This window comes from Vibrio sp. V38_P2S17PM301, from assembly GCF_009904845.1.
Taxonomy (GTDB): domain Bacteria; phylum Pseudomonadota; class Gammaproteobacteria; order Enterobacterales; family Vibrionaceae; genus Vibrio; species Vibrio proteolyticus.
Genome location: NZ_WXWO01000049.1, coordinates 18,513 through 38,014, shown reverse-complemented (window position 1 = coordinate 38,014; position 19,502 = coordinate 18,513). Strand labels below are relative to the sequence as shown.

Annotated in this window: 20 protein-coding genes and 2 pseudogenes; 7 read left to right on the top strand and 15 right to left on the bottom strand. The window is 43.5% G+C overall.

Annotated elements, in window-relative coordinates; all coding sequences use genetic code 11:
- Positions 1-49: 49 nt before the first annotated feature.
- The 6 genes and pseudogenes from CAG64_RS10355 to CAG64_RS10330 all read left to right on the top strand — a co-directional run.
- A complete protein-coding gene (locus tag CAG64_RS10355) occupies positions 50-490 on the top strand; it encodes a ribonuclease HI (RefSeq protein ID WP_005496785.1) in 441 nt (146 codons plus the stop codon).
- A 209-nt stretch (positions 491-699) separates the two neighbouring features.
- Positions 700-3,222 (top strand): T6SS effector antibacterial DNase, encoded by a 2,523-nt coding sequence (locus tag CAG64_RS10350; protein WP_161453552.1) that lies wholly within the window; start codon positions 700-702, stop codon positions 3,220-3,222.
- The gene (locus tag CAG64_RS10345; protein ID WP_029827263.1) at positions 3,223-3,633 is read left to right on the top strand and encodes a hypothetical protein; all 411 of its coding nucleotides are present in this window, start codon (positions 3,223-3,225) and stop codon (positions 3,631-3,633) included.
- Between the two features lie 212 nt (positions 3,634-3,845).
- Positions 3,846-3,953: pseudogene (locus tag CAG64_RS23825) on the top strand (hypothetical protein); the annotation flags it as partial.
- 167 nt (positions 3,954-4,120) lie between these two features.
- The gene (locus CAG64_RS10335; protein WP_161457773.1) at positions 4,121-5,161 is read left to right on the top strand and encodes an IS481 family transposase; all 1,041 of its coding nucleotides are present in this window, start codon (positions 4,121-4,123) and stop codon (positions 5,159-5,161) included.
- A 59-nt stretch (positions 5,162-5,220) separates the two neighbouring features.
- Positions 5,221-5,451: pseudogene (locus CAG64_RS10330) on the top strand (integrase core domain-containing protein); the annotation flags it as partial.
- A 50-nt stretch (positions 5,452-5,501) separates the two neighbouring features.
- On the opposite strand, the gene CAG64_RS10325 reads toward CAG64_RS10330, so the two are convergent.
- From CAG64_RS10325 to CAG64_RS10270, 9 genes are all read right to left on the bottom strand, one after another.
- Complete coding sequence (locus CAG64_RS10325) at positions 5,502-5,918, bottom strand: tetratricopeptide repeat protein (protein ID WP_161489311.1); 417 nt, start codon at positions 5,916-5,918, stop codon at positions 5,502-5,504.
- A gap of 146 nt (positions 5,919-6,064) precedes the next feature.
- Positions 6,065-6,859: a hypothetical protein gene (locus CAG64_RS10320; RefSeq protein ID WP_161458006.1), complete on the bottom strand. Its 795-nt coding sequence runs from the start codon at positions 6,857-6,859 to the stop codon at positions 6,065-6,067.
- Positions 6,860-7,014: 155 nt separating this feature from the next.
- A complete protein-coding gene (locus CAG64_RS10315; protein WP_021707479.1) occupies positions 7,015-8,037 on the bottom strand; it encodes a hypothetical protein in 1,023 nt (340 codons plus the stop codon).
- Positions 8,038-8,174: 137 nt separating this feature from the next.
- Positions 8,175-8,825, bottom strand: coding sequence for a phosphatidylinositol kinase (locus CAG64_RS10305; protein WP_161458007.1), 651 nt, complete (start codon positions 8,823-8,825; stop codon positions 8,175-8,177).
- A 178-nt stretch (positions 8,826-9,003) separates the two neighbouring features.
- Positions 9,004-9,516, bottom strand: coding sequence for a hypothetical protein (locus CAG64_RS10295; protein ID WP_101957041.1), 513 nt, complete (start codon positions 9,514-9,516; stop codon positions 9,004-9,006).
- Between the two features lie 712 nt (positions 9,517-10,228).
- Positions 10,229-10,588, bottom strand: a complete 360-nt coding sequence (locus tag CAG64_RS10290; RefSeq protein WP_161457544.1) for a hypothetical protein — start codon at positions 10,586-10,588, stop codon at positions 10,229-10,231.
- Between the two features lie 160 nt (positions 10,589-10,748).
- On the bottom strand, positions 10,749-11,201 hold the full coding sequence (locus tag CAG64_RS23820) for a hypothetical protein (RefSeq protein ID WP_237668153.1): 453 nt from the start codon (positions 11,199-11,201) through the stop codon (positions 10,749-10,751).
- A 148-nt stretch (positions 11,202-11,349) separates the two neighbouring features.
- Complete coding sequence (locus CAG64_RS10280; RefSeq protein WP_161457546.1) at positions 11,350-12,033, bottom strand: hypothetical protein; 684 nt, start codon at positions 12,031-12,033, stop codon at positions 11,350-11,352.
- A gap of 823 nt (positions 12,034-12,856) precedes the next feature.
- A complete protein-coding gene (locus tag CAG64_RS10270) occupies positions 12,857-13,213 on the bottom strand; it encodes a hypothetical protein (protein WP_041061979.1) in 357 nt (118 codons plus the stop codon).
- A gap of 800 nt (positions 13,214-14,013) precedes the next feature.
- Between CAG64_RS10270 and CAG64_RS10260 the strand changes: the two genes are divergently transcribed.
- Positions 14,014-14,976: an integron integrase gene (locus CAG64_RS10260; protein WP_161448643.1), complete on the top strand. Its 963-nt coding sequence runs from the start codon at positions 14,014-14,016 to the stop codon at positions 14,974-14,976.
- 67 nt (positions 14,977-15,043) lie between these two features.
- Here the strand turns inward: CAG64_RS10260 and rplT are convergent, their stop codons facing one another.
- The 6 genes from rplT to CAG64_RS10230 form a co-directional block, all read right to left on the bottom strand.
- Positions 15,044-15,397 carry a 50S ribosomal protein L20 gene (gene rplT, locus CAG64_RS10255; RefSeq protein WP_004401084.1) on the bottom strand — a complete coding sequence of 118 codons (354 nt, stop codon included), beginning with the start codon at positions 15,395-15,397 and terminating at the stop codon, positions 15,044-15,046.
- Positions 15,398-15,438: 41 nt separating this feature from the next.
- Positions 15,439-15,633, bottom strand: coding sequence for a 50S ribosomal protein L35 (gene rpmI / locus CAG64_RS10250; RefSeq protein WP_021706458.1), 195 nt, complete (start codon positions 15,631-15,633; stop codon positions 15,439-15,441).
- 105 nt (positions 15,634-15,738) lie between these two features.
- Complete coding sequence (gene infC, locus CAG64_RS10245) at positions 15,739-16,290, bottom strand: translation initiation factor IF-3 (RefSeq protein ID WP_081693195.1); 552 nt, start codon at positions 16,288-16,290, stop codon at positions 15,739-15,741.
- A gap of 3 nt (positions 16,291-16,293) precedes the next feature.
- On the bottom strand, positions 16,294-18,222 hold the full coding sequence (gene thrS / locus CAG64_RS10240) for a threonine--tRNA ligase (RefSeq protein ID WP_161453323.1): 1,929 nt from the start codon (positions 18,220-18,222) through the stop codon (positions 16,294-16,296).
- 216 nt (positions 18,223-18,438) lie between these two features.
- On the bottom strand, positions 18,439-18,933 hold the full coding sequence (locus CAG64_RS10235; protein ID WP_202599321.1) for a hypothetical protein: 495 nt from the start codon (positions 18,931-18,933) through the stop codon (positions 18,439-18,441).
- Positions 18,934-18,947: 14 nt separating this feature from the next.
- Complete coding sequence (locus CAG64_RS10230) at positions 18,948-19,463, bottom strand: nicotinate-nicotinamide nucleotide adenylyltransferase (RefSeq protein ID WP_161453325.1); 516 nt, start codon at positions 19,461-19,463, stop codon at positions 18,948-18,950.
- Between the last annotated feature and the right edge of the window lie 39 nt (positions 19,464-19,502).

Below are 19,502 nucleotides of genomic sequence, written 5' to 3'. Positions count from 1 at the left end.
TGGCTAAGCAAAGTCATGCGCCCTTTTTACAATTAGAGAGAGATAAACAATGAGCTATTCAATTTACGTAGACGGCGCTGCACCAAACAACCAACACGGATGTACACGAGGTGGTATCGGGCTGGTGGTCATGGATGAAGACAATGAGATTGTTCATGAAGAGAGTTTTACCATCAATCGAAAAACCGACAATGCTGAGCTGGAACTACTGGCCTTAATTGAAGCATTGGAATACGCAGAAGATGGAGATGTTATCTATTCGGACAGCGATTACTGTGTGAAAGGTTTCAACATCTGGATGGACGATTGGAAAGACCGAGGTTGGCGTCGAGCGGATAAGAAACCGGTTAAAAACCGCCAGCTTTGGCAACAAGTGGACGAGTTGAGTTCTAGGAAGTATGTCGAGGTGTTTAAGGTCAAAGCACATTCGGGCATTGAAGGGAATGAAAGAGCTGACCTGTTGGCGGTTGAAGCGGCGGAAGCTGACTAATACAAGAATTCATAGTTTGGGAGGGTAACACCTCTCAAGCTATGCCCTATTTTTTGTTTGGGATACGTTGGTTAATGATGAAGTCATTATCAATAGGTTTGGATGTAGTGGGTGAAAATCACAATGTCTGCAATTGGTAGACCGAACTTATGGTTATAAATCCTGCAACTCCCACTGGTTAGGTAGAATACATCCATTGAAAGTAGCGGATGGATTTAACTGTGGGTTATCGAGTGGTACGGTTAACCGAACTGATGGCATATGAGTTTGGTCAGGTTGAAGGTGACATTGGTAGGCTGGACGAAAGAGCGTTAGGCTCAGCACTCCCTCAGGGGATGAGCTATTCCAGTTTTATGGATAAGCTGAAAAGTGGTGAGTTAGCACTATTGACGGATTCCCCTTCAAAGCCTGTGATGCTCCGAGATGGCATGAGCAAATCATGGAGCTTGTCGGCGGAAGGGCAAGAGGTGTTATCGCCAGAAGCGAAAAGTGCCTACCTGTCCAGAACGAGAATGTCAGGCGGTGCGGCTGGCAGTGCTGCGCCCACTCAAAGCACCGCTGGTTATGCGCCTAACATTGAAGAGACCTACGTTCCTGAGCCCGTAAAACCTGATACCTCAGATGCACCACCAAAACTGCAATACGAATATTGCTTTGAAGTGGCTTGCTCGGATGAGACGTTTAGAAAAAGCGTGGGGTATGCGTTTGAACTGGCGAAAACCAAACAAGAATCCCTGATTGGCCGTTGGCAGACGGAGGCAACCGAGCACGGTACAAAATATATCGCTCATACCGCCTTTGATGAACCGAAAAAATTGGTCGCCAAAGTAGCGTCCAATGCTTTGGGAATGAGTGTCCCCAACAATGTGCAGGTGAAGCCTATAGGCTCTGGTGTAGTACGAGAAGCCTTTATCCCAGTTGTCCCTTCGGTGCAGCTTGGTGAGCGTTTGGGGCTGCCAACAGAAGGTTACTACTACCATTTTTACAATGGCCGCTTAGTTCAAGAGTACAAGCTGCTTGGCAATGGTAAGTGGGCATTCTACGCGACACGTTCAACCCACGAGCAGCTCAATGATGAGCAAGGCTACAACATCTATCAAAGCGCCATTCTGGTTTACTGGAAGCTCGAAGGTAAAGACGTTGAAAACCAACATCTGATTTATCTTGAACAGCCAATTACCCGAGAAGAGCTAGACAACCTCGATGATGACTGGTTGGCTCAACATGGTATCAAGCTTGATATCAACGAATTGCTTGCGGCGCCCAAGCTGCCTGTCGCGGAAAGACAAACTACTCAACCCGCGGAAACAGAGAAAGCAGAGAGTAAACCAGAAACGCATACTGTTGGAACGGACTCTAAGACCAACCAACGAGAATCATGGGGAGCCATTGCAGAGCAATATGGTTTGTCGGCGAAACAGCTACTTGATTTGAATCCACAGTACAATGCCGAGCCGATGTCGTTGAAAGTCGGGGATACGCTGACCGTTAAGGCCGTCGAACAAAACCAGAGCACTCCAGAAAAAGCGACCGATTTACCTCCGCTTTCCCCTTACACCTATAGCTGCTTGGCGAACACGCATTATGATTACTCTGATTCGCTTATCTCAGGAACCCAGTTTAAGGCGATAAACAGCGATAGTCTGTTCGAGAAAGAATTGCCCGTCACGAACTTAACCACCATCACCACGGCTTCTAAAGCCACCGACTATGGAAAAACGGCACTCCTTGCGATCCCCGCAAATGGCGCGGCAACGAACCTTGGCATTCTCAGTAGCAATACGACCAATACGATTGGTACGTGGTCGATTTCAGGAGAAGCGTTAGCAGGCTTTGCTCGAATGGGTGGCTTTCTAGTGGCCGCTTTATGGCCGTCTCAGCTTGCGGATGGTACCTTAGAAGGAAATCCAGATTTTGCGACCGGTGACACTACGACGATGCGTGTCCGTTTCAATATGTACACGGACGAAAATGGTAAACAGCAAGTGGTCGGCATCAAAACGGGAGACGGTAGCGCCTATGGTGAGCGAGTTGCGAAGCGTGAGGCTGTGCAACAAGGACAGCACTTTGTTGCTGAGCTAGAGAATGGGATTACCATTACATGGACACCGGATGGTTCAACGGATGTACTAACACCTGATACTGTATTGCCCGAAAATGATCAGCTGGATGTTCACAATATCTGGGTTCGTCCTATCGAAGAGCATGAACAAGAGATAGGTACAGCGCTCTATCCCGAGGAAGAGCTTGCTGAGTATATTGTGACTTTCCCTGCGGATTCTGGCGTGTCCCCCTTGTACTTAGTATTTAATAAGCGTAGTGCTGGAATTACTAAGGTAAAACCACTGGAAGTAGGCACTTATGGCGACTTAGCGCCAAGAAGCAAAAAGGATGGAATGGATATAGATCATATTCCATCTCAGGCGGCATTGTTAAGAGCTGCGGAAGAAATGCTTGGACGTCCTTTAACTGCTGATGAAAAGAAAGAAATTATTAACTCAGGTGCTGGAGTAGCGATCCCGAGAGAGATTCATCAAAAGTGTAGTGAAACATATGGTGGAAGAAATAAACTTGAAAAGCAGCAAGTTGATTCAGGTGATCTAGATGCGGCAGTAAATTCGAATTTTGATGCGATTAAGACATGTTTAAAAGAAAATGGCTACACTGATGAGCAACTTGAGGACGCTAGAGAAGAGCTCCACCGCTTAAATAAAGCAAACGGATGGTATTAGATGAACTATTTAGATTTTATTGGCTGCACTTATCAAGACCTTGTGAAAAACCCTAAGTTTGCAGCGTTAATAACAGGTAATGTGCCATCGACGATGGATGGCTACACTGAAGAATTTTACATTCGAACTTTTGATAATGGGCTGGAGTTTCAATTTGACGCAAACAGCAGCGTTCTAAAATTGATTGTTGCCACGAATCCTAACTTCTTTATGGATGACTTAAAGAATATCTCATCCAAGGAACTAGTTCATCAGATGATGGGGAAGCCTGTTGAATCGATGTTAGAGAAAAAAGTACCAGTACTTGGTGTTGTCGGAGCTTGGGACAAGTACAAGTCTGTGAATGGTCATACTATTCAAGTCTTATATGAAGTTGGTTCTACCAAGGTCAAGAGTGTTTTTTATCGATAACATATACCTTCAAACTGGTGTATAGAAGCAAAAAAGAATGGGGAGCATCACGCTCCCCATTGTTATTTTTACCGCTGCTGGTGAAGTTACTTTTCTTTGCTGGCTTCACTGCCTTCAGACATTGTGATAGCTGGAAGAAGAAAAACTGGCGTAGAGCGGATTAAAGCACGATTTTAAATAGCCGCTTGTGGTAGACAGTCGATGCTCTTCTCTCTGAAAGGTACGTCGAAGTCAAAAAGGTTAGAGCGCATTTTGGTGTCAGAGGGAATGAGATAGCGGACTCACTAGCCGTTGATGCCGCTAGAAGTGATATCGATTGATGTAATAATGCGAGGGCGTTCAGAATTCTGTGTCAGCTAATTTTGGCTAAATATCTAAGATGTATTAGTTCCGACTAGATCTGACACTTCAATTTGAAAAGAAGAGAGTTACCCACTTTGATTAAAGGTGCTGAATCCGTAATCAAAGACAATAAGAGGTAACTCTCATGCTTCATACTAGCAACCCAATCATCAAACACAAAGCTGGCCTACTCAATCTTGCAGAAGAACTCGGCAATGTGTCAAAAGCCTGCAAGGTCATGGGTGTATCAAGAGACACTTTCTATCGTTATCAAGAGTTAGTCGAAACGGGCGGTATCGATGCTCTGATTAATCAAAGTCGAAGAACACCAAATCTGAAGAATCGTGTCGATAGTGAAACTGAACAAGCAGTTCTCAAGTACGCCATCGACTTCCCTGCACATGGTCAAGTCAGAACAAGCAATGAACTGCGTAAACTTGGTGTATTTATCTCTCCTAGTGGCGTTCGTTCAATCTGGCTTCGTAATGACTTAGAAAACTTCAAAAAACGTCTTATTGCCTTAGAAAGACAGGTCGCTGAAAACGGTATCATTCTAACGGACGAGCAAGTTGCAGCCCTTGAGCGCAAGAAACATGATGACGAGGCTTGTGGTGAGATAGAAACCGCGCACCCAGGCTATCTCGGCTCTCAAGACACGTTTTATGTTGGTAACCTTAAAGGTGTTGGACGCATCTATCAGCAGACGTTCGTTGATACCTACAGCAAAGTCGCATTCGCTAAGCTCTACACGACAAAAACACCAATCACCGCAGCGGACATGTTGAATGACAAGGTTCTACCGTTCTTCGAGTCTCATGAGCTGCCAATGCTGCGAATCCTGACTGACCGTGGTACTGAATACTGTGGCCGTGTTGAACAGCACGATTACCAACTCTATCTTGCCATCAATGATATCGACCACACGAAAACTAAAGCGATGTCGCCACAGACAAATGGTATCTGCGAACGCTTCCACAAGACCATATTAAATGAGTTCTACCAAGTGACATTCAGAAAGAAACTGTATGGTTCAATGGAAGAGTTACAGAAAGATCTGGACGAATGGATGGACTACTACAACAATCATCGTACTCATCAAGGAAAAATGTGCTGCGGCAGAACGCCAATAGAAACATTAGAGGATGGGAAATCAATCTGGGCTGAAAAGAATTTAGCCCAGGTATAATCTGACAGGCACCGAGACGAAAAGTGGGTAACTGTCAGATCAGGTCTGAGTTAGTACANGGTATCTGCGAACGCTTCCACAAGACCATATTAAATGAGTTCTACCAAGTGACATTCAGAAAGAAACTGTATGGTTCAATGGAAGAGTTACAGAAAGATCTGGACGAATGGATGGACTACTACAACAATCATCGTACTCATCAAGGAAAAATGTGCTGCGGCAGAACGCCAATAGAAACATTAGAGGATGGGAAATCAATCTGGGCTGAAAAGAATTTAGCCCAGGTATAATCTGACAGGCACCGAGACGAAAAGTGGGTAACTGTCAGATCAGGTCTGAGTTAGTACAGATAACCGCTATTACTAGCAGCTTTTAAGTACATCAGGCTTTCTACCTTGTCTTCGTCACTAGAAGTTTCATACAAGTATGAACTTGTAACGATGAACACCATCAGTTGCGCGTGTACATGCCCTTGTTTCGCCGCCTTCAAATACAATTCGCGGGCTTTTAGGGCGCTTTTTTCTGTACCGTTTCCTGCTAGGTATAATTCAGCCAGAAGTGTTAATGAGCTAGGTTCATTTTCCCCCGCCGCAATACTACACCACTCGAAGGCCTTGTCGAAGTCTTGTTCAAATCCATTTTCACCGTAGCTATATGAATAACAAGAATTGTGTGCCACATTTACATCCTCAACGAGCTGATTCTGACTACAACCAATTAGCCCTACTAGTAGTATCAGACTAAAAATCTTATTCATAATTGATGTAATTCCCTTAGAAAATATAACGCCCAATTAAGGGGTGAACAACGCCTCCCCTCAAACCTAAAGCATTGTGCTATAAACACTAGATTTGAAGTAGAAGCAAAAATGCTGAGCGTTGTGAATCCCTCTTAAATTGCTTGTTAGCCATAATTTTCATTGACCTCATTACCAAACAGAGAAACAACAACTTCTTTTGCTATAGGGTCAAGATTGTAGGTATAGCTGCGTTGTGGTTGCGAGAACACTATGGTTTTAGAAAATGCGGAGAAGACACGTTCGTTATCATAGTAGTAGCTACCATTCCTAGGGTTATATCTTTTAGTACAGATTGAATCTTTCTTCAAAAACTCAACAAAATGTTCTACATCTTTTGGCTGCATACCACTAAAAAACCTAATTAAAGCATTGTATTTCAGCTGATCAAAGCTAGCCCAAAGTTCTTCGTCCAACAACGTTTTTGCTAAGCCAGTTAGGGATGCTGATTCTGATTTATCTCCAACCGCAGGTGTGTAAATTATGTTCGCGTTTTTCAACGTGAATAATGCAGCCCCTTTTCTGACCGAGACGTGATTTTGCTTTTTGAGTTCTTGGATTATGTACAATTGATGAATATCCAGATCATGGAATTTTTGGCGCATTTTTTCTTTTTTGTACTGTTTTTCCTTTTCCTCTAGCAATACTCTTTCCTGCTCACTTTCTGCATTTTTCTTTTTCATACGCCAGCTTTCAAATGAATCTAACATCAACGAAATAACAGCATATACAAGGCGAATTGAAGTTAAGAAAAATAAACTTTGAAGCAAAGTCTTTGATAAGGACTCAAGTGCAATATGTTCAAAATTGCTTGCCCATAGCAGACTTGAAACTACGCAAAAAATTGCCAAATTTAATCGTACATTTTTGGCTTTGTTCAGAACGTCTAAAAATTCTTTCATACTATTCATTAATGACTAACTTTCCTATTATGGCTAACGCCGCGTTAAGTAGTGAGCAACGCAAAACCACCTAACCTAAACCATCACATCTTAAACACTAAACCCAACTTTGAATGATGAGCGGCAAGCGTTGGGAATCTGCCTTAAACGCCTTGTTATGAGGAGTTATCGCGCTCCAATTCCTGCAGCTTCTTCAATGCAAACCGTCCCCTTTCCGACACCGCAGAGGATTTATCTAATGCAAATTTTTCTGCTAATACCTTAGCGTAAACTCCAACCCCTTCTAGATCTCGAATCAAAATCTCTGCAGACACCCTCCTTACAACAGATGACCGGTCTTCAGCAGAGCATTTTAATAATTCCAATATTGGAACTTTGATATCTAACTTGCGTTCAGACACGATGGGCGTCAACCTTCCCTCACAATAACGGATATCAGTCCATTTCCATTTACGGCCTTCTATCCAAGCTATACGCCTTTCAAGCAGGCTTCGGTACGCTTTAGCTCGAACTGCGGGTTGCACAGCTAGATTTGCAATTTCTGACAAATATTCATCAAGAACATTCGTGCGGCCAAGCTGAGAAAACAGTGAAGGCATAGGTCCTGCACTAGATGAAATCAACCTAGACCTCATTGAGTTCGCAATGTCTTTCTGCGATATGATTTGTAAAAGAGTTTTCTTGTCCGCATCTTCAATCCTGCCCCAAGAACTCCAATTTGAAAGAGCAATTAGCAAGGCCTCGACTACGAAATCCGGTGCTGTCGCTTTTGCTAACTCCGGCAATTTATCTCTCGCAGCTTCACGTACTTGTGGAACCCAATCATTAAGTCGACGCACCGCAAGAGAAAAGAAGAAAGCATTTGGGGCTGCTCCTGACAAAGTTCGTAGAGTTTTTTCTCTCTTGTAACCATCCCAACTAATCAAATCTAGCCAAGTTAACAATTCTTGAGGCTTAGACCAAAACTTCCATTTGGGAGGCTCAAGTTCTCTTAGTGCAAGGGAGAATTCAGATCGAATCGTTCGCTCCCAATAATCAAAACTTGTAAGTGGCAGCTGGGAGGTCGCATCAATCAGCGAGGACATATCAGCAACGACTTTACTCCCCGAATTTATCGAACATGCAAAGTCCTTGACTGCTGTTACTACTTTCTCTTCCTCAATCTGAGATTGCTGCATACTCTAAATTCCTCATAACGCCTTGTTAAGGGGTGAGCAACGCAATACCGATGCCGCCGCATGCCGCCTTAAACACTAAAACTAACGCATAGTAAAAATGCCAAGCGTTGCGAATCCCTCTTGAACAATTTGTTAGGTTAATCTGTTAACACGATTTTGATTTCATTACTTTCTTCCAGAGGAATAATTAAGTCATTACCACTGAAGTCTGTATCTCCATAATGCTCCAAAAATAGCTCATGAAACTTTTCAACTGCATCATGAATTGCACCAATATCGGCTTTTATGCCAAACGTATAATCGATGTCTTCGCCCATAAGAGATTCTAAATCATTAGACTGGAAGCCTTGAACATTACCGTGTTCATCTTTTGACACCGTAAATTCATGAGCGTCATAGTCACTCTTATTATGTACAAGGTTATTACGCAGTTTTATTAACTCAACCAGCAGCGCATATACTTTGTGCTCAGTGTTTAACTTGAACTTATACTTGGTCAGTATTGGTACAATATTAATAAGCTTCCCTTTAAAGTTCATTGACATTAACCCTGGGAGCATTTGCTTAGAATTATCACCAAACTCATCATCAAAATGTTCAGTCAAATGGTCATTTAATGAACATTCTAGGGCCGCTGCTAAGGTCAGGATAAAAGGTACTGTAAGAAGACTCGCTTTATGAGAGTCATCGAAAAACCACCCCATATCACCACGAAGTTCAAGGAGTAGTTTTAAGTACGTATTGTACCGCTTCTGAAATTTACGAATTGTAACTGTATTAGTTTTCACTACATCCTCATTGATTAACCTAACGCCCTGCTAAGGGGTGAGCAACGCAATACCGAAGCCTCTGCACACCACCTTAATCACAAAAATCAACGCATAGTAAAAATGCCACGCGTTGCGAATCCCTCTTGAGCAGTTTGTTAGTTTGTTCTCAGCTGTACCCAAGGGGTTTATTTATCGCTTAATTTTCTTCTTTTTTTCTGGGAATAAAAAAAGCAAACCCACCTGGCGAAGACGGATGTTCATCGCCATACCAACTTGAGCGGGCCCGTATTACTTCTGAATTACTCTCTTGTAGTTTGGATAATGCTAGATTGAATCCAAACCTTAACAACGAGATAAACTGCTCTGTACTGAATTGTGAAGTAATAAAATCTTCCCCACACTCAGCAGTTGAGATCGATATCTCTTCGTCAAGGCCAATCCAGCTAATGATTATTTCTCGCACCTCAAAGTTGAGAGTTTGGCTAAACTCAACTTGCTCACCTTGTGACTGCTGTAAATCAAAAGCAGCATCAGCTGTAAAGCCGTCGCTTGTTAATAGAGAGATATTGTAAAGGCGTTTATCCCCTTTTAGACTTATTTGTGAAATGCGATGTTTAGATAAGTCTCGACTGTTTGGCTCAATGAACTCTTCTAAAATTATGTCGCTAAACTTTTGGCTAACACAATAATAAGGGTCTGTGTCATACATAATATTTTCTCTCTCACCACACTGAAATATGCAAACTAACGCCCAATTAACGTGTGAGCAGCGCAAGCACTGAACCCAAAAACTGCGCCGTAAACACTAAACTCAACCCGAAGTGAGAGCGCCAAGCGTTGCGAATCACTGTTAAATTGTTTGTTATGTTTTACCACAAACACATGATTTACTTGAGAAAGAACTGCGATTTCTAACTAGTTTTCTGAAGCAAACCACAAGGTAAGAGCCAACTTGGCCACCAAAGACGATTAACCCAAAACCTGTAATTCCACTTCCCTGCCCAATGAGGCAACCCGACAAAGCTCCAACAAGCGCCCTGTCTTTCCAACCAAAGCACAAAAACAATGGCAAATTGCCGAGGCAACTGCCAAGCCGAAATGCTAATTGGCTAAGAACCTAGAAGCGACTTTGAGCCAGTTAAACCAGAAGCCAACCGCCACGACCTGACAATGAAGCAACACGCGAACATTGGCATGTTTTACTGGCTGAGAAATTCAAGGACTTAGACCGACAATAGTGATTTGCTGAGTCTACTAGAGACGAACTGCCCGAGGGACAAAGAACTTGAGCCTAAGATATTTAAGCCTTTGAAGTTCAAGTAAACATAACGCCGCGTTAAGGCGTGACGTGATGCGTGCCATACTTGAGCGAAGCGAAACTGGCACGCGTTACGGAATCGCTCTTAAACGCTTTGTTAGCATTAAAATTCTTCTACGGTAGTCCTTTCTTGAAAGTCAGGTATATCAACTTCAACATTTCCATCTTCGTCTACGTAGACAAAAGTCGAATTTTGTACGCAATCCGATTCGTCCATATCAGCACAGCCGTTATAAACAAACCAATTATAGCTATAGTCAAGTTGATACTCGCCTTCACACACCTTACTTAAACTTTCAAGTTTAATGCCTTCGTAGCACTCGGCTCGTGCGTGAATATATTCAAGATCACCAATTAGATCTCCACTATATTCATCAACATTTTCCAACAAGAATCTTTCGAGTACAGATATAAACTCTTCACTGTTTTGATTGTTAGTAGAAAGCTTTCCAATAAACTTCATAAATTGAACTCCAAACATTCCATTTTAATGCTAACGCCTTGTTAAGGTGTGAGGCACGCAATACCTAAGCTCCCGCATAACACCTTAACCACTAAAACCAACGCATAGTAAAAATGCCACGCGTGCCGAATCACTCTTGAACAATTTGTTAGAAGTTTGCTCACCTAGTGCTCCGACTTTCCCTTTTCGCGTCATGTGGGAAACAGTTTGTATACGCACAAGCGACATGACTCTTGCCATTATCATCTACGATTACACAAACTAGATTGCACGGATTTCCCAATGCACTCCGCCAATTATGATGACGAACCTCATAATCTACTTCAAATTCAACGTAAACGTATGCTGAGCTAACCCATTCAAACGGAATTGAACGTTTTACAAGCAACCCTTTAAACATCTTTGAATAGCGTTCAGTCATGAGGTCAAAGTGCGGGTCATATGGAGTAATCTGTTGGGAGCAAAGGTCTATTGAAACACACTTGCTTTGAAGGTGGTCTACGAACAGGTAGAGCTTACCGATACCCCAATAACCATCGACATCATTGTTTCTACTCCTAAACGAGCCAATAATACCGCTTGCAATACTACCTAGATCTCTCCTGCGTCCCATATTTATTCCTAAAACTTCTAACGCCGCATTAAGGTGTGAGCAACGCTACCACGAAACTTAACCTTACCACCGTAAACACAAAACCCAACGATGGAATGAAAAATGCCAAGCGTTGGGAATCACTCTTAAATGCTTTGTTATGTTTATCTCAATCAAAGTCTCTGAGCTTAGCATTTCGCAAGTCAGCAGGTAGAAACTGAATCCATTTGCTTAGCCCATTGACTCTACCCTCGGTTAAGTAACAGTTTGATTTTAAGAAGCCCCTCAACGAATTGACAAATCTAACCCCGTCGGCATTCCCTTTCTTTGCAAGGTGTGCTTCTGTTCTATCCAAAATAAATTTGTATGCGTGACAAGTAGAAAGGTTCTTTAAAGACAGTCTTTTATCAATATTCTTGATTGAATATTTTTCAATATTCAATATGTGGTTTACTTCACTATCACTTAAATCACCAGTATTACAATACGACGTATAATAAGCGGTTAGCGTGTAAAATGATAAAGGCTGATCATCGATAGTAAAGTCGTGCAAAAGCTCTTCACGCAATAGCAGATATGCGATTGCAAGAGATTTCTTTTGCTCCTCTGTCGCCTTGCCGCCACCACCGCCACTAGAAGTGGTATTTGTACGCAAGGACACTAAAGATTTTGTTAAATCAGGTACGTCCTTTAAATCATTGCTTCCGTGGGTTTCTGCGCATTGCTTCCCCCCAAAGTAAATAGTACCGTTTTGTGCCTGCATATAATAAGCAGTACCAGAAGATAGCTTTTGCCCCTTTTTACAATAAGACTCTGTATTTTCATCAACAAAATCTTTTTTGATAATTTTCATAGTGTTACCTCTACTTTTACACCACTAAATTACCACTTAAGTACTAACAAGTCACCTCTCATTAGACCCTAGACCTAACTCAGTAAAGTGTCTACTAAACGTGGGGCACTCCGAAACATAACGCCGTGTTAAGGGGTGAGACAACGCTACCGCCTAAGCGGATATGACCGCCTTAATCACTTAAACTGATTTGAAGTGAAAATGCCACGCGTTGACGAATCCCTCTTAAACACTTTGTTATGTTTTACCACAACTGACTCGCTCACATGGCAAAGAACTGAATTGCATAAAGAATTGTTTAACTCACGTCACACAGCTTTGCGGAATTAACCGACAAAAGTGACAAACACAAAGCGCGTAATTCCCAAGAACTTCATTGAGGCAACTTTGATGATTTTCAGCAAGTGATAGCATTACTTTCAAAACAGCGCCAAACAAAACTTAAATTGCCGAAAGCCCCGCTGCCAATTTGCTGCTTGGAAAATACACTCAAAGCGACTTTAAGCCAGACCAAATTTCAATGTGCAGCCGTGACTTCAAATTGAAGCAACCCACGAACTTTGAAGCATAAAATCCGTTGAGGAATTCAAGGACTTGGGACGGCAATATTGAATTGCTGAGGCAACTCGAACGAACAGCCAAAGAGACCAAAGAAATGAGCGCGAAAAACCTTTTATTTCTTCTAAATCAAAGTGAAACATAACGCCCTGTTAAGGGGTGAGCAACGCAATACCGAAGCCGCCGCATACCACCTTAAACACTAAAACCAACGCATAGTAAAAATGCCACGCGTTGCGAATCCCTCTTGAACAGTTTGTTAGTACTAAAATTCCTCGCGAGTATCACGCTCTTCATACTCTGGGAAATCAATTTCGATGAAGCCGTCATCATTAAGGACAAACAATACGCTTTCATGTTCGATATCAGCTTCATTCATATCAGAGCAACCACGATAGACTTCCCAATCATATGAATAATCGAGTTGATATTGATTACAGCCTACAAAAGAAATGTTTTCGACTTCTATACCATTAACATTGTGAGCCATATGATCTATATGAGATAGATCTGGGATAAGTTTCTGTTCAAAGTCACTTTTGTTTTCAGATAGAAATCTAGTTAACTCTTCGCACAAGTGAGCGCCGTTAACTAAGGGTTGAGATGAACTAGAAAAGAACATTTTCAAATACTCCGAAACCTAATTTAATTTTGGTACTAACGCCCAGTTAAGGGGTGAAGCACGCAATGACCAAGCCTCTGCATTGCACTTCAACACCGAAACCAAACGCATATCAAAAATGCCACGCGTGCTGAATCCCACTTGAACTGTTTGTTAGCACGCTGCCCTTTAAGCCTTTGGCACACGCCAAGGCATTGAAATATAGCACAAATTTTATGACTAAAAACACTAAAGCCAAACGGGCAGCTGCCAAACTGAAAACTAGCTTTAAACGTAAGTTGGCAAGAAGAAAAACATGCGAAACTGCCCTATTTTCGCAGTAATAAAATTTGCAAAAGATTCGATCATCGGACTTGAACAACCACGACAAAGAACCAAATTTTAGGAAGGAAACTAACCGCATCAAAGAAACCGCGCCAGAGAAATAGCCCGAAAGTTAGAAACCGTAAACGGTGAAAGCAAAGCGAAAATTTCACATCTAGTGCCACCGGAGTGAACGTGAAAGGCACATTTGTTCATGTGTAAAGCTAGGGAAAGAAACCAATAAACACAGAAACTTTTTACCTCTGATGCCAACCCAGTGCTAACGCTACCTATACCGCCCAATGCGGCTTTTTGCTCCACGCTACCGCCTTCTTTCGTTAACCAAAAGCATCTGCACGGTAACACATAACAATATGAAATACTGTTAGTTAGTACATTATTCGATGATATCGGTATCGCAATTATGTCGCCAATATCCCTTTAATTCTTCGCTGCGGTTACAATGACAACAACTGGACAAATAAACAGGCAAATTCATGAAATCGCAGTTTCTCTTGTACATCAAAGACTACATGCGTTCTAGGCACTACTCAAAGCGCACTATCGAAGCATACATCATATGGATCAGCGACTTTATTCGGTATCACAATATGGCCCATCCTCGAACCCTACATGATAAAGAGGTTGAGCTATATTTGACGTACCTTTCGGCGCAGCGCAACGTTGCAGCTAAAACACAGGCCCTTGCTCTCAACGCAATTCAGTTCTTATACAGGGAGATTCTCAAAGAACCCTTGTCTTTAGAAATGAGGTTTCAGAAGTCCGGAAGAGATAAGAAACTCCCAGTAGTCCTGACTCATGCTGAAATGAAACGCTTTGTTGCTCATATCGATCCAAAATACGAACTGCAGATAAAGCTATTGTATGGCTCTGGCTTACGTTTAATGGAGTGCTTACGATTACGAATTCAAGATATAGACTTTGATTACGGCGCTCTAAGAATCTGGCAAGGGAAAGGTAATAAGAACCGCGTTGTGACACTCGCAAGGGAACTGTATCCTCAATTAGAGCATCAAATGCAGATGGCCAAAAAATACTACAACAAAGATATCAATACTCAGGGTTACGATGGCGTAGCGCTCCCGTTTGCCTTACGAGAGAAATATCCCGAAGCTCACCTTGAATTCAACTGGCATTTTTTGTTTCCGTCGCTAAAAACATCCTGCAACCATGAAACTGGTTTACTTAACCGCCACCACATGAATGAGAGTGTCATTCAGCGATGTGTGAAACGAGCAGCGAGAGATGCCAATATCAACAAAATAGTTTCATGTCATACATTGAGGCACAGCTTCGCTACACACTTACTCGAAGCTGGTGCAGATATTCGCACAGTACAAGAACAACTTGGGCACAGTGACGTCAGAACGACTCAAATATATACGCATGTATTAGAGAGAGGAGCCAGTGGCGTATTGAGCCCACTTTCGAGGCTCTAAATGGAGCAGTAAGGCAATAAAAAAGGAGAGCCTGAGCTCTCCCTTTTCTTAAACCTAAAACTGCAAATTAAAGAGCAGCTTTTGCTTTTTCAACAAGTACTGCAAATGCAGCTTTGTCGAATACCGCGATGTCCGCAAGGATCTTACGGTCGATCTCGATAGATGCTTTCTTAAGACCGTTGATGAAACGGCTGTAAGACAGACCATTTTGACGAGAAGCAGCGTTGATACGTGCAATCCACAGTTGACGGAATTGACGTTTCTTGTTGCGACGGTCACGGTAAGCGTATTGACCAGCTTTGGTTACTGCTTGGAAAGCTACGCGGTATACGCGAGAGCGAGCACCGTAGTAACCTTTAGCTTGTTTCAGAACTTTCTTATGACGTGCACGAGCTTGTACACCACGTTTTACGCGAGGCATTATGTCTCTCCTAAACTAAACGATAATTAAACTAAAAAGAATTAAGCGTATGGCATCATACGAACAACTGCAGCAACTTCACATTTTGGAAGAATTGAGTTTGGACGTAGTTGACGCTTGTTCTTAGTAGTACGCTTAGTCAGAATATGACGTTTAGTAGCGTGCTTGTACTTAATACCACCAGCAGTTTTCTTGAAACGCTTAGCAGCACCTTTGTTGGTTTTCATCTTAGGCATGATGAATAACTCCGCATTGTAGTAGTTTAATAAACAATGTAATTAGGGCGAACAAAACCCAACCGTCTGAAACGGCTGGGTTTCAATTACTTTATGAGCCGCTAATTACTTCTTTTTAGGGGCTAACACCATGATCATCTGACGACCTTCAATACGGCTAGGAAAAGATTCTACTACAGCAAGTTCTGCAGTATCTTCTTTTAAGCGGTTTAGAACGTCGACACCGATGTCTTGGTGTGCCATCTCACGGCCACGGAAGCGAATTGTTACCTTCACTTTGTTGCCTTCTTCAAGGAAACGCGTCAGGTTGCGTAGTTTTACCTGATAGTCTCCAATATCAGTTCCAGGTCGGAATTTTACTTCTTTAATCTGGATCTGCTTTTGCTTCTTCTTCTGCTCTTTTTGAGCTTTGCTCTTCTCAAACAGGAATTTGCCATAGTCCATCACACGACAAACAGGTGGCTCGGCGTTAGGGCTAATCTCTACGAGATCCATACCAGCTTCTTCGGCTGCTGCCAGTGCTTCTTGGATTGAAACAATACCTACAGATTCACCGTCAGCGCCAGTTAAACGAACTTCACGAACGCCACGAATTTCACCGTTCAAACGGTGCTGGTTTTGTTTGGCCGGTTGTTGGCCGCGTCTTCCGCCTTTAATAGCTTATTCCTCCAGATTGAGCTTACGGCTAGAAACCTCGGTTTGGATGTACGATATCAGATCATCCACTTTAAACTTACCAAGGTCCTTACCTTTACGAGTCCGTACTGCAATTTCACCGGCTTCCATCTCTTGGTCGCCACAAACCAGCATATACGGGACACGCTTCAATGTATGTTCGCGGATTTTAAAGCCAATCTTCTCATTTCTCAAGTCTGCTTTTGCTCTAATTCCACATTTTTGTAGTTTTTGAGCAACTTCCTGAGCGTAATCAGCTTGTTTGTCCGTAATGTTCATAACGACAGCTTGCTCTGGCGCCAGCCAAGTTGGGAAGAATCCGGCATACTCTTCGATAAGAATACCGATAAAGCGCTCCAGCGATCCCAAGATAGCGCGGTGAATCATCACCGGAACCAGACGTTCGTTGTTTTCACCCACATAAGTCGCACCCAGGCGGCCCGGCAGGTTGAAGTCAAGCTGAACCGTACCACATTGCCATGCGCGATCCAGACAGTCGTACAGGGTAAATTCGATCTTTGGACCGTAGAACGCACCTTCGCCTTCCTGAATTTCGAATGGAATTTCCATCGCTTCCAGCGCTTTCTTCAGTGCTTCCTCTGACTGGTCCCAGATTTCATCCGAACCCACACGTTTTTCCGGACGAGTGGACAGTTTAACAACGATGTTGTCAAAGCCGAACGTCTGGTATGTGTCGTACACCATCTTGATGCAGTTAGTCACTTCTTCCTGGATCTGACTTTCAGTACAGAAAATATGCGCATCGTCCTGCGTGAAGCCACGTACACGCATGATGCCATGCAGTGCACCAGACGGCTCGTTACGGTGACAAGAACCGAACTCCGCCATACGTAGCGGCAAATCACGGTACGATTTCAGACCCTGGTTGAAGATCTGCACGTGACCTGGACAGTTCATTGGCTTCAGCGCGTAATCACGGTTCTCAGAAGATGTCGTGAACATCGCTTCTGCGTATTTGTCCCAGTGACCAGAACGCTCCCACAGCACGCGATCCATGATCAGCGGGCCTTTCACTTCCTGGTAACCGTACTCAGTCAACTTTTCACGAACAAACACTTCCAGATCACGGAAAATGGACCAGCCGTTATGATGCCAGAACACCATGCCCGGTGCTTCTTGCTGCATGTGGAATAGATCCAGCTGTTTACCGATCTTGCGGTGATCACGCTTGGCCGCTTCTTCCAGGCGAGTCAGATGCGCTTTCAACGCTTTCTTATCGTGGAAAGCCGTACCATAGATCCGCTGCAGCATCTTGTTGTCACTGTTACCACGCCAGTACGCGCCGGCCACGTTCAACAATGTAAAGTGCTGACAAAAGCCCATATTTGGGACGTGCGGACCACGACACATGTCAATGTATTCTTCGTGGTGGTACAGACCTGGACGATCGTCGCGAGACACGTTTTCGTCCAGGATTTCCATTTTGTATGGTTCGCCGCGAGATTCAAAAGTATCGCGCGCTTCCTGCCAGCTGACTTTCTTTTTGATAACCTGATATTTGGTTTTCGCCAGCTCTTTCATCCGCTTTTCGATCTTTTCCAGATCTTCTTGCGTCAGCGATTGCTCCAAATCGATATCGTAGTAAAAACCACTGTCGATCGTCGGGCCAATAGCCATTTTCGCTTCAGGATACAGCTGTTTCAGTGCATGCCCCAGAAGGTGAGCACATGAGTGGCGAACGATTTCCAAGCCATCGACTTCATCTTTCGCGGTAATAATTTCCAGGCTGGCGTCTTCTTCAATCAGATCACAAGCATCGACGCGATTGCCGTTCACACGACCCGCAATGGTCGCTTTAGCGAGACCCGGTCCAATCGACTGAGCGACTTCAAGAGTAGAAACTGGATTATCAAATTGACGTTGACTGCCGTCAGGAAGAGTAATAATTGGCATACTATGTCCTTTACAGTGGTGTTGCACACCAAGCAACACGTGTTGGTTTTATGCTTTAAGGGAAAGTAGCGAAAAGCATTTGATTTAAAACATGAACAATGCAGGCTTTGATACAAATACAGATGCATCATGACAAGCATCCGGCCATTCTAAACGAATTGAGGAAAATAACAATCGACGTCACAGTTTTGATTTGAATATGGTTTCGGTCAGAAATTAGAAAGGCACTTCCACTTGCATCAGAACATCACCGTCATACTGGTTGTGCCAACGGTAGTCAAACCGCATGCGTGGCTTACCTGCCTGTTTGTCTCCTAAGCCCACACTGAACTGCAACCCATGATTGATGATCCACTCCCCTGCCTGCATGTCGTGCATCCGATCTTCGACTTCAGAGGGCAGCCAAATTCCGACACCAAAGTAGTTGGATTCCAGGCTTTGGGTAAGCAGTGGGTTGGTGTCATCGAGAGTAATCCAGTCGTTCCAGTATTCACTCTCCGCATCATCTTGTGGATCTTCACTGAGCAGCGACAGTTGCTCAAGCTTCTCTGTCGCGTAATCCACGCCTTCTTGAAAGGAGAAACACACGCCCGCGGGCGAATGAAACATGACTGAGTCATTATCTGAGGCATAAGGCGGGTCAAACAGATCACACGCCAGCGTGAATCCGGGGAATAAAGCTATCCATACAACGCTCAGCTTTATAGACATAACCCACCACTAATTCATTGATAATATCTTTTTTCACGCAGTGCTTCGGCCACCGATGGCGTCGTAAGATGCTCAACCGATCTCGCCTGCGTGATCGCGTCACGAATATCCGTGCTACGAATCGCCACTTTTTGTGGGCACGACATCACAGACCAACGCTGCGTAATTTCATCTGCTTTATAAAACTTAGCAAAGTTGAACAGATTATCCGGCCCCATCACGAATGTTAATTCAGACAAGGGAAAACTTTCTTGTAAACGAGACAAGACTGCGTAGGTCGTCACACTCTCTCCCGGTTGATGCAGTGCTTCTTCAATATCTGAACGGGCAACGTTGTCCAGAGCCATATCTTCAATGAATAGATCCACCAACTCACATCGCGCACCATAATCGAGCATCTCTTTGCCCCACGCGTGGGAGATACTCGGTATCAGCAGCACCCGGTCAAAATGGCTGAGAGACGCAATCACACTTTGATGACCCAGACTCGGCGGGTTAAAAGCGCTCCCAAACACGGCGATTTTGGTCATTTTATTACCTTGCACATTGTGAAAACTATGATCACAGTT

Coding starts and splice junctions, on each gene's coding strand:
- CAG64_RS10230 (WP_161453325.1), bottom strand. CDS start 19,463: ATGACCAAAATCGCCGTGTTTGGGAGCGCTTTTAACCCGCCGAGTCTG.
- CAG64_RS10260 (WP_161448643.1), top strand. CDS start 14,014: ATGAAATCGCAGTTTCTCTTGTACATCAAAGACTACATGCGTTCTAGG.
- CAG64_RS10345 (WP_029827263.1), top strand. CDS start 3,223: ATGAACTATTTAGATTTTATTGGCTGCACTTATCAAGACCTTGTGAAA.
- CAG64_RS23820 (WP_237668153.1), bottom strand. CDS start 11,201: ATGGGACGCAGGAGAGATCTAGGTAGTATTGCAAGCGGTATTATTGGC.
- CAG64_RS10320 (WP_161458006.1), bottom strand. CDS start 6,859: ATGAAAGAATTTTTAGACGTTCTGAACAAAGCCAAAAATGTACGATTA.
- CAG64_RS10335 (WP_161457773.1), top strand. CDS start 4,121: ATGCTTCATACTAGCAACCCAATCATCAAACACAAAGCTGGCCTACTC.
- CAG64_RS10350 (WP_161453552.1), top strand. CDS start 700: ATGGATTTAACTGTGGGTTATCGAGTGGTACGGTTAACCGAACTGATG.
- thrS (WP_161453323.1), bottom strand. CDS start 18,222: ATGCCAATTATTACTCTTCCTGACGGCAGTCAACGTCAATTTGATAAT.
- CAG64_RS10280 (WP_161457546.1), bottom strand. CDS start 12,033: ATGAAAATTATCAAAAAAGATTTTGTTGATGAAAATACAGAGTCTTAT.
- CAG64_RS10235 (WP_202599321.1), bottom strand. CDS start 18,933: ATGTCTATAAAGCTGAGCGTTGTATGGATAGCTTTATTCCCCGGATTC.
- rplT (WP_004401084.1), bottom strand. CDS start 15,397: ATGCCTCGCGTAAAACGTGGTGTACAAGCTCGTGCACGTCATAAGAAA.
- CAG64_RS10290 (WP_161457544.1), bottom strand. CDS start 10,588: ATGAAGTTTATTGGAAAGCTTTCTACTAACAATCAAAACAGTGAAGAG.
- CAG64_RS10325 (WP_161489311.1), bottom strand. CDS start 5,918: ATGAATAAGATTTTTAGTCTGATACTACTAGTAGGGCTAATTGGTTGT.
- rpmI (WP_021706458.1), bottom strand. CDS start 15,633: ATGCCTAAGATGAAAACCAACAAAGGTGCTGCTAAGCGTTTCAAGAAA.
- CAG64_RS10270 (WP_041061979.1), bottom strand. CDS start 13,213: ATGTTCTTTTCTAGTTCATCTCAACCCTTAGTTAACGGCGCTCACTTG.
- CAG64_RS10315 (WP_021707479.1), bottom strand. CDS start 8,037: ATGCAGCAATCTCAGATTGAGGAAGAGAAAGTAGTAACAGCAGTCAAG.
- CAG64_RS10355 (WP_005496785.1), top strand. CDS start 50: ATGAGCTATTCAATTTACGTAGACGGCGCTGCACCAAACAACCAACAC.
- CAG64_RS10295 (WP_101957041.1), bottom strand. CDS start 9,516: ATGTATGACACAGACCCTTATTATTGTGTTAGCCAAAAGTTTAGCGAC.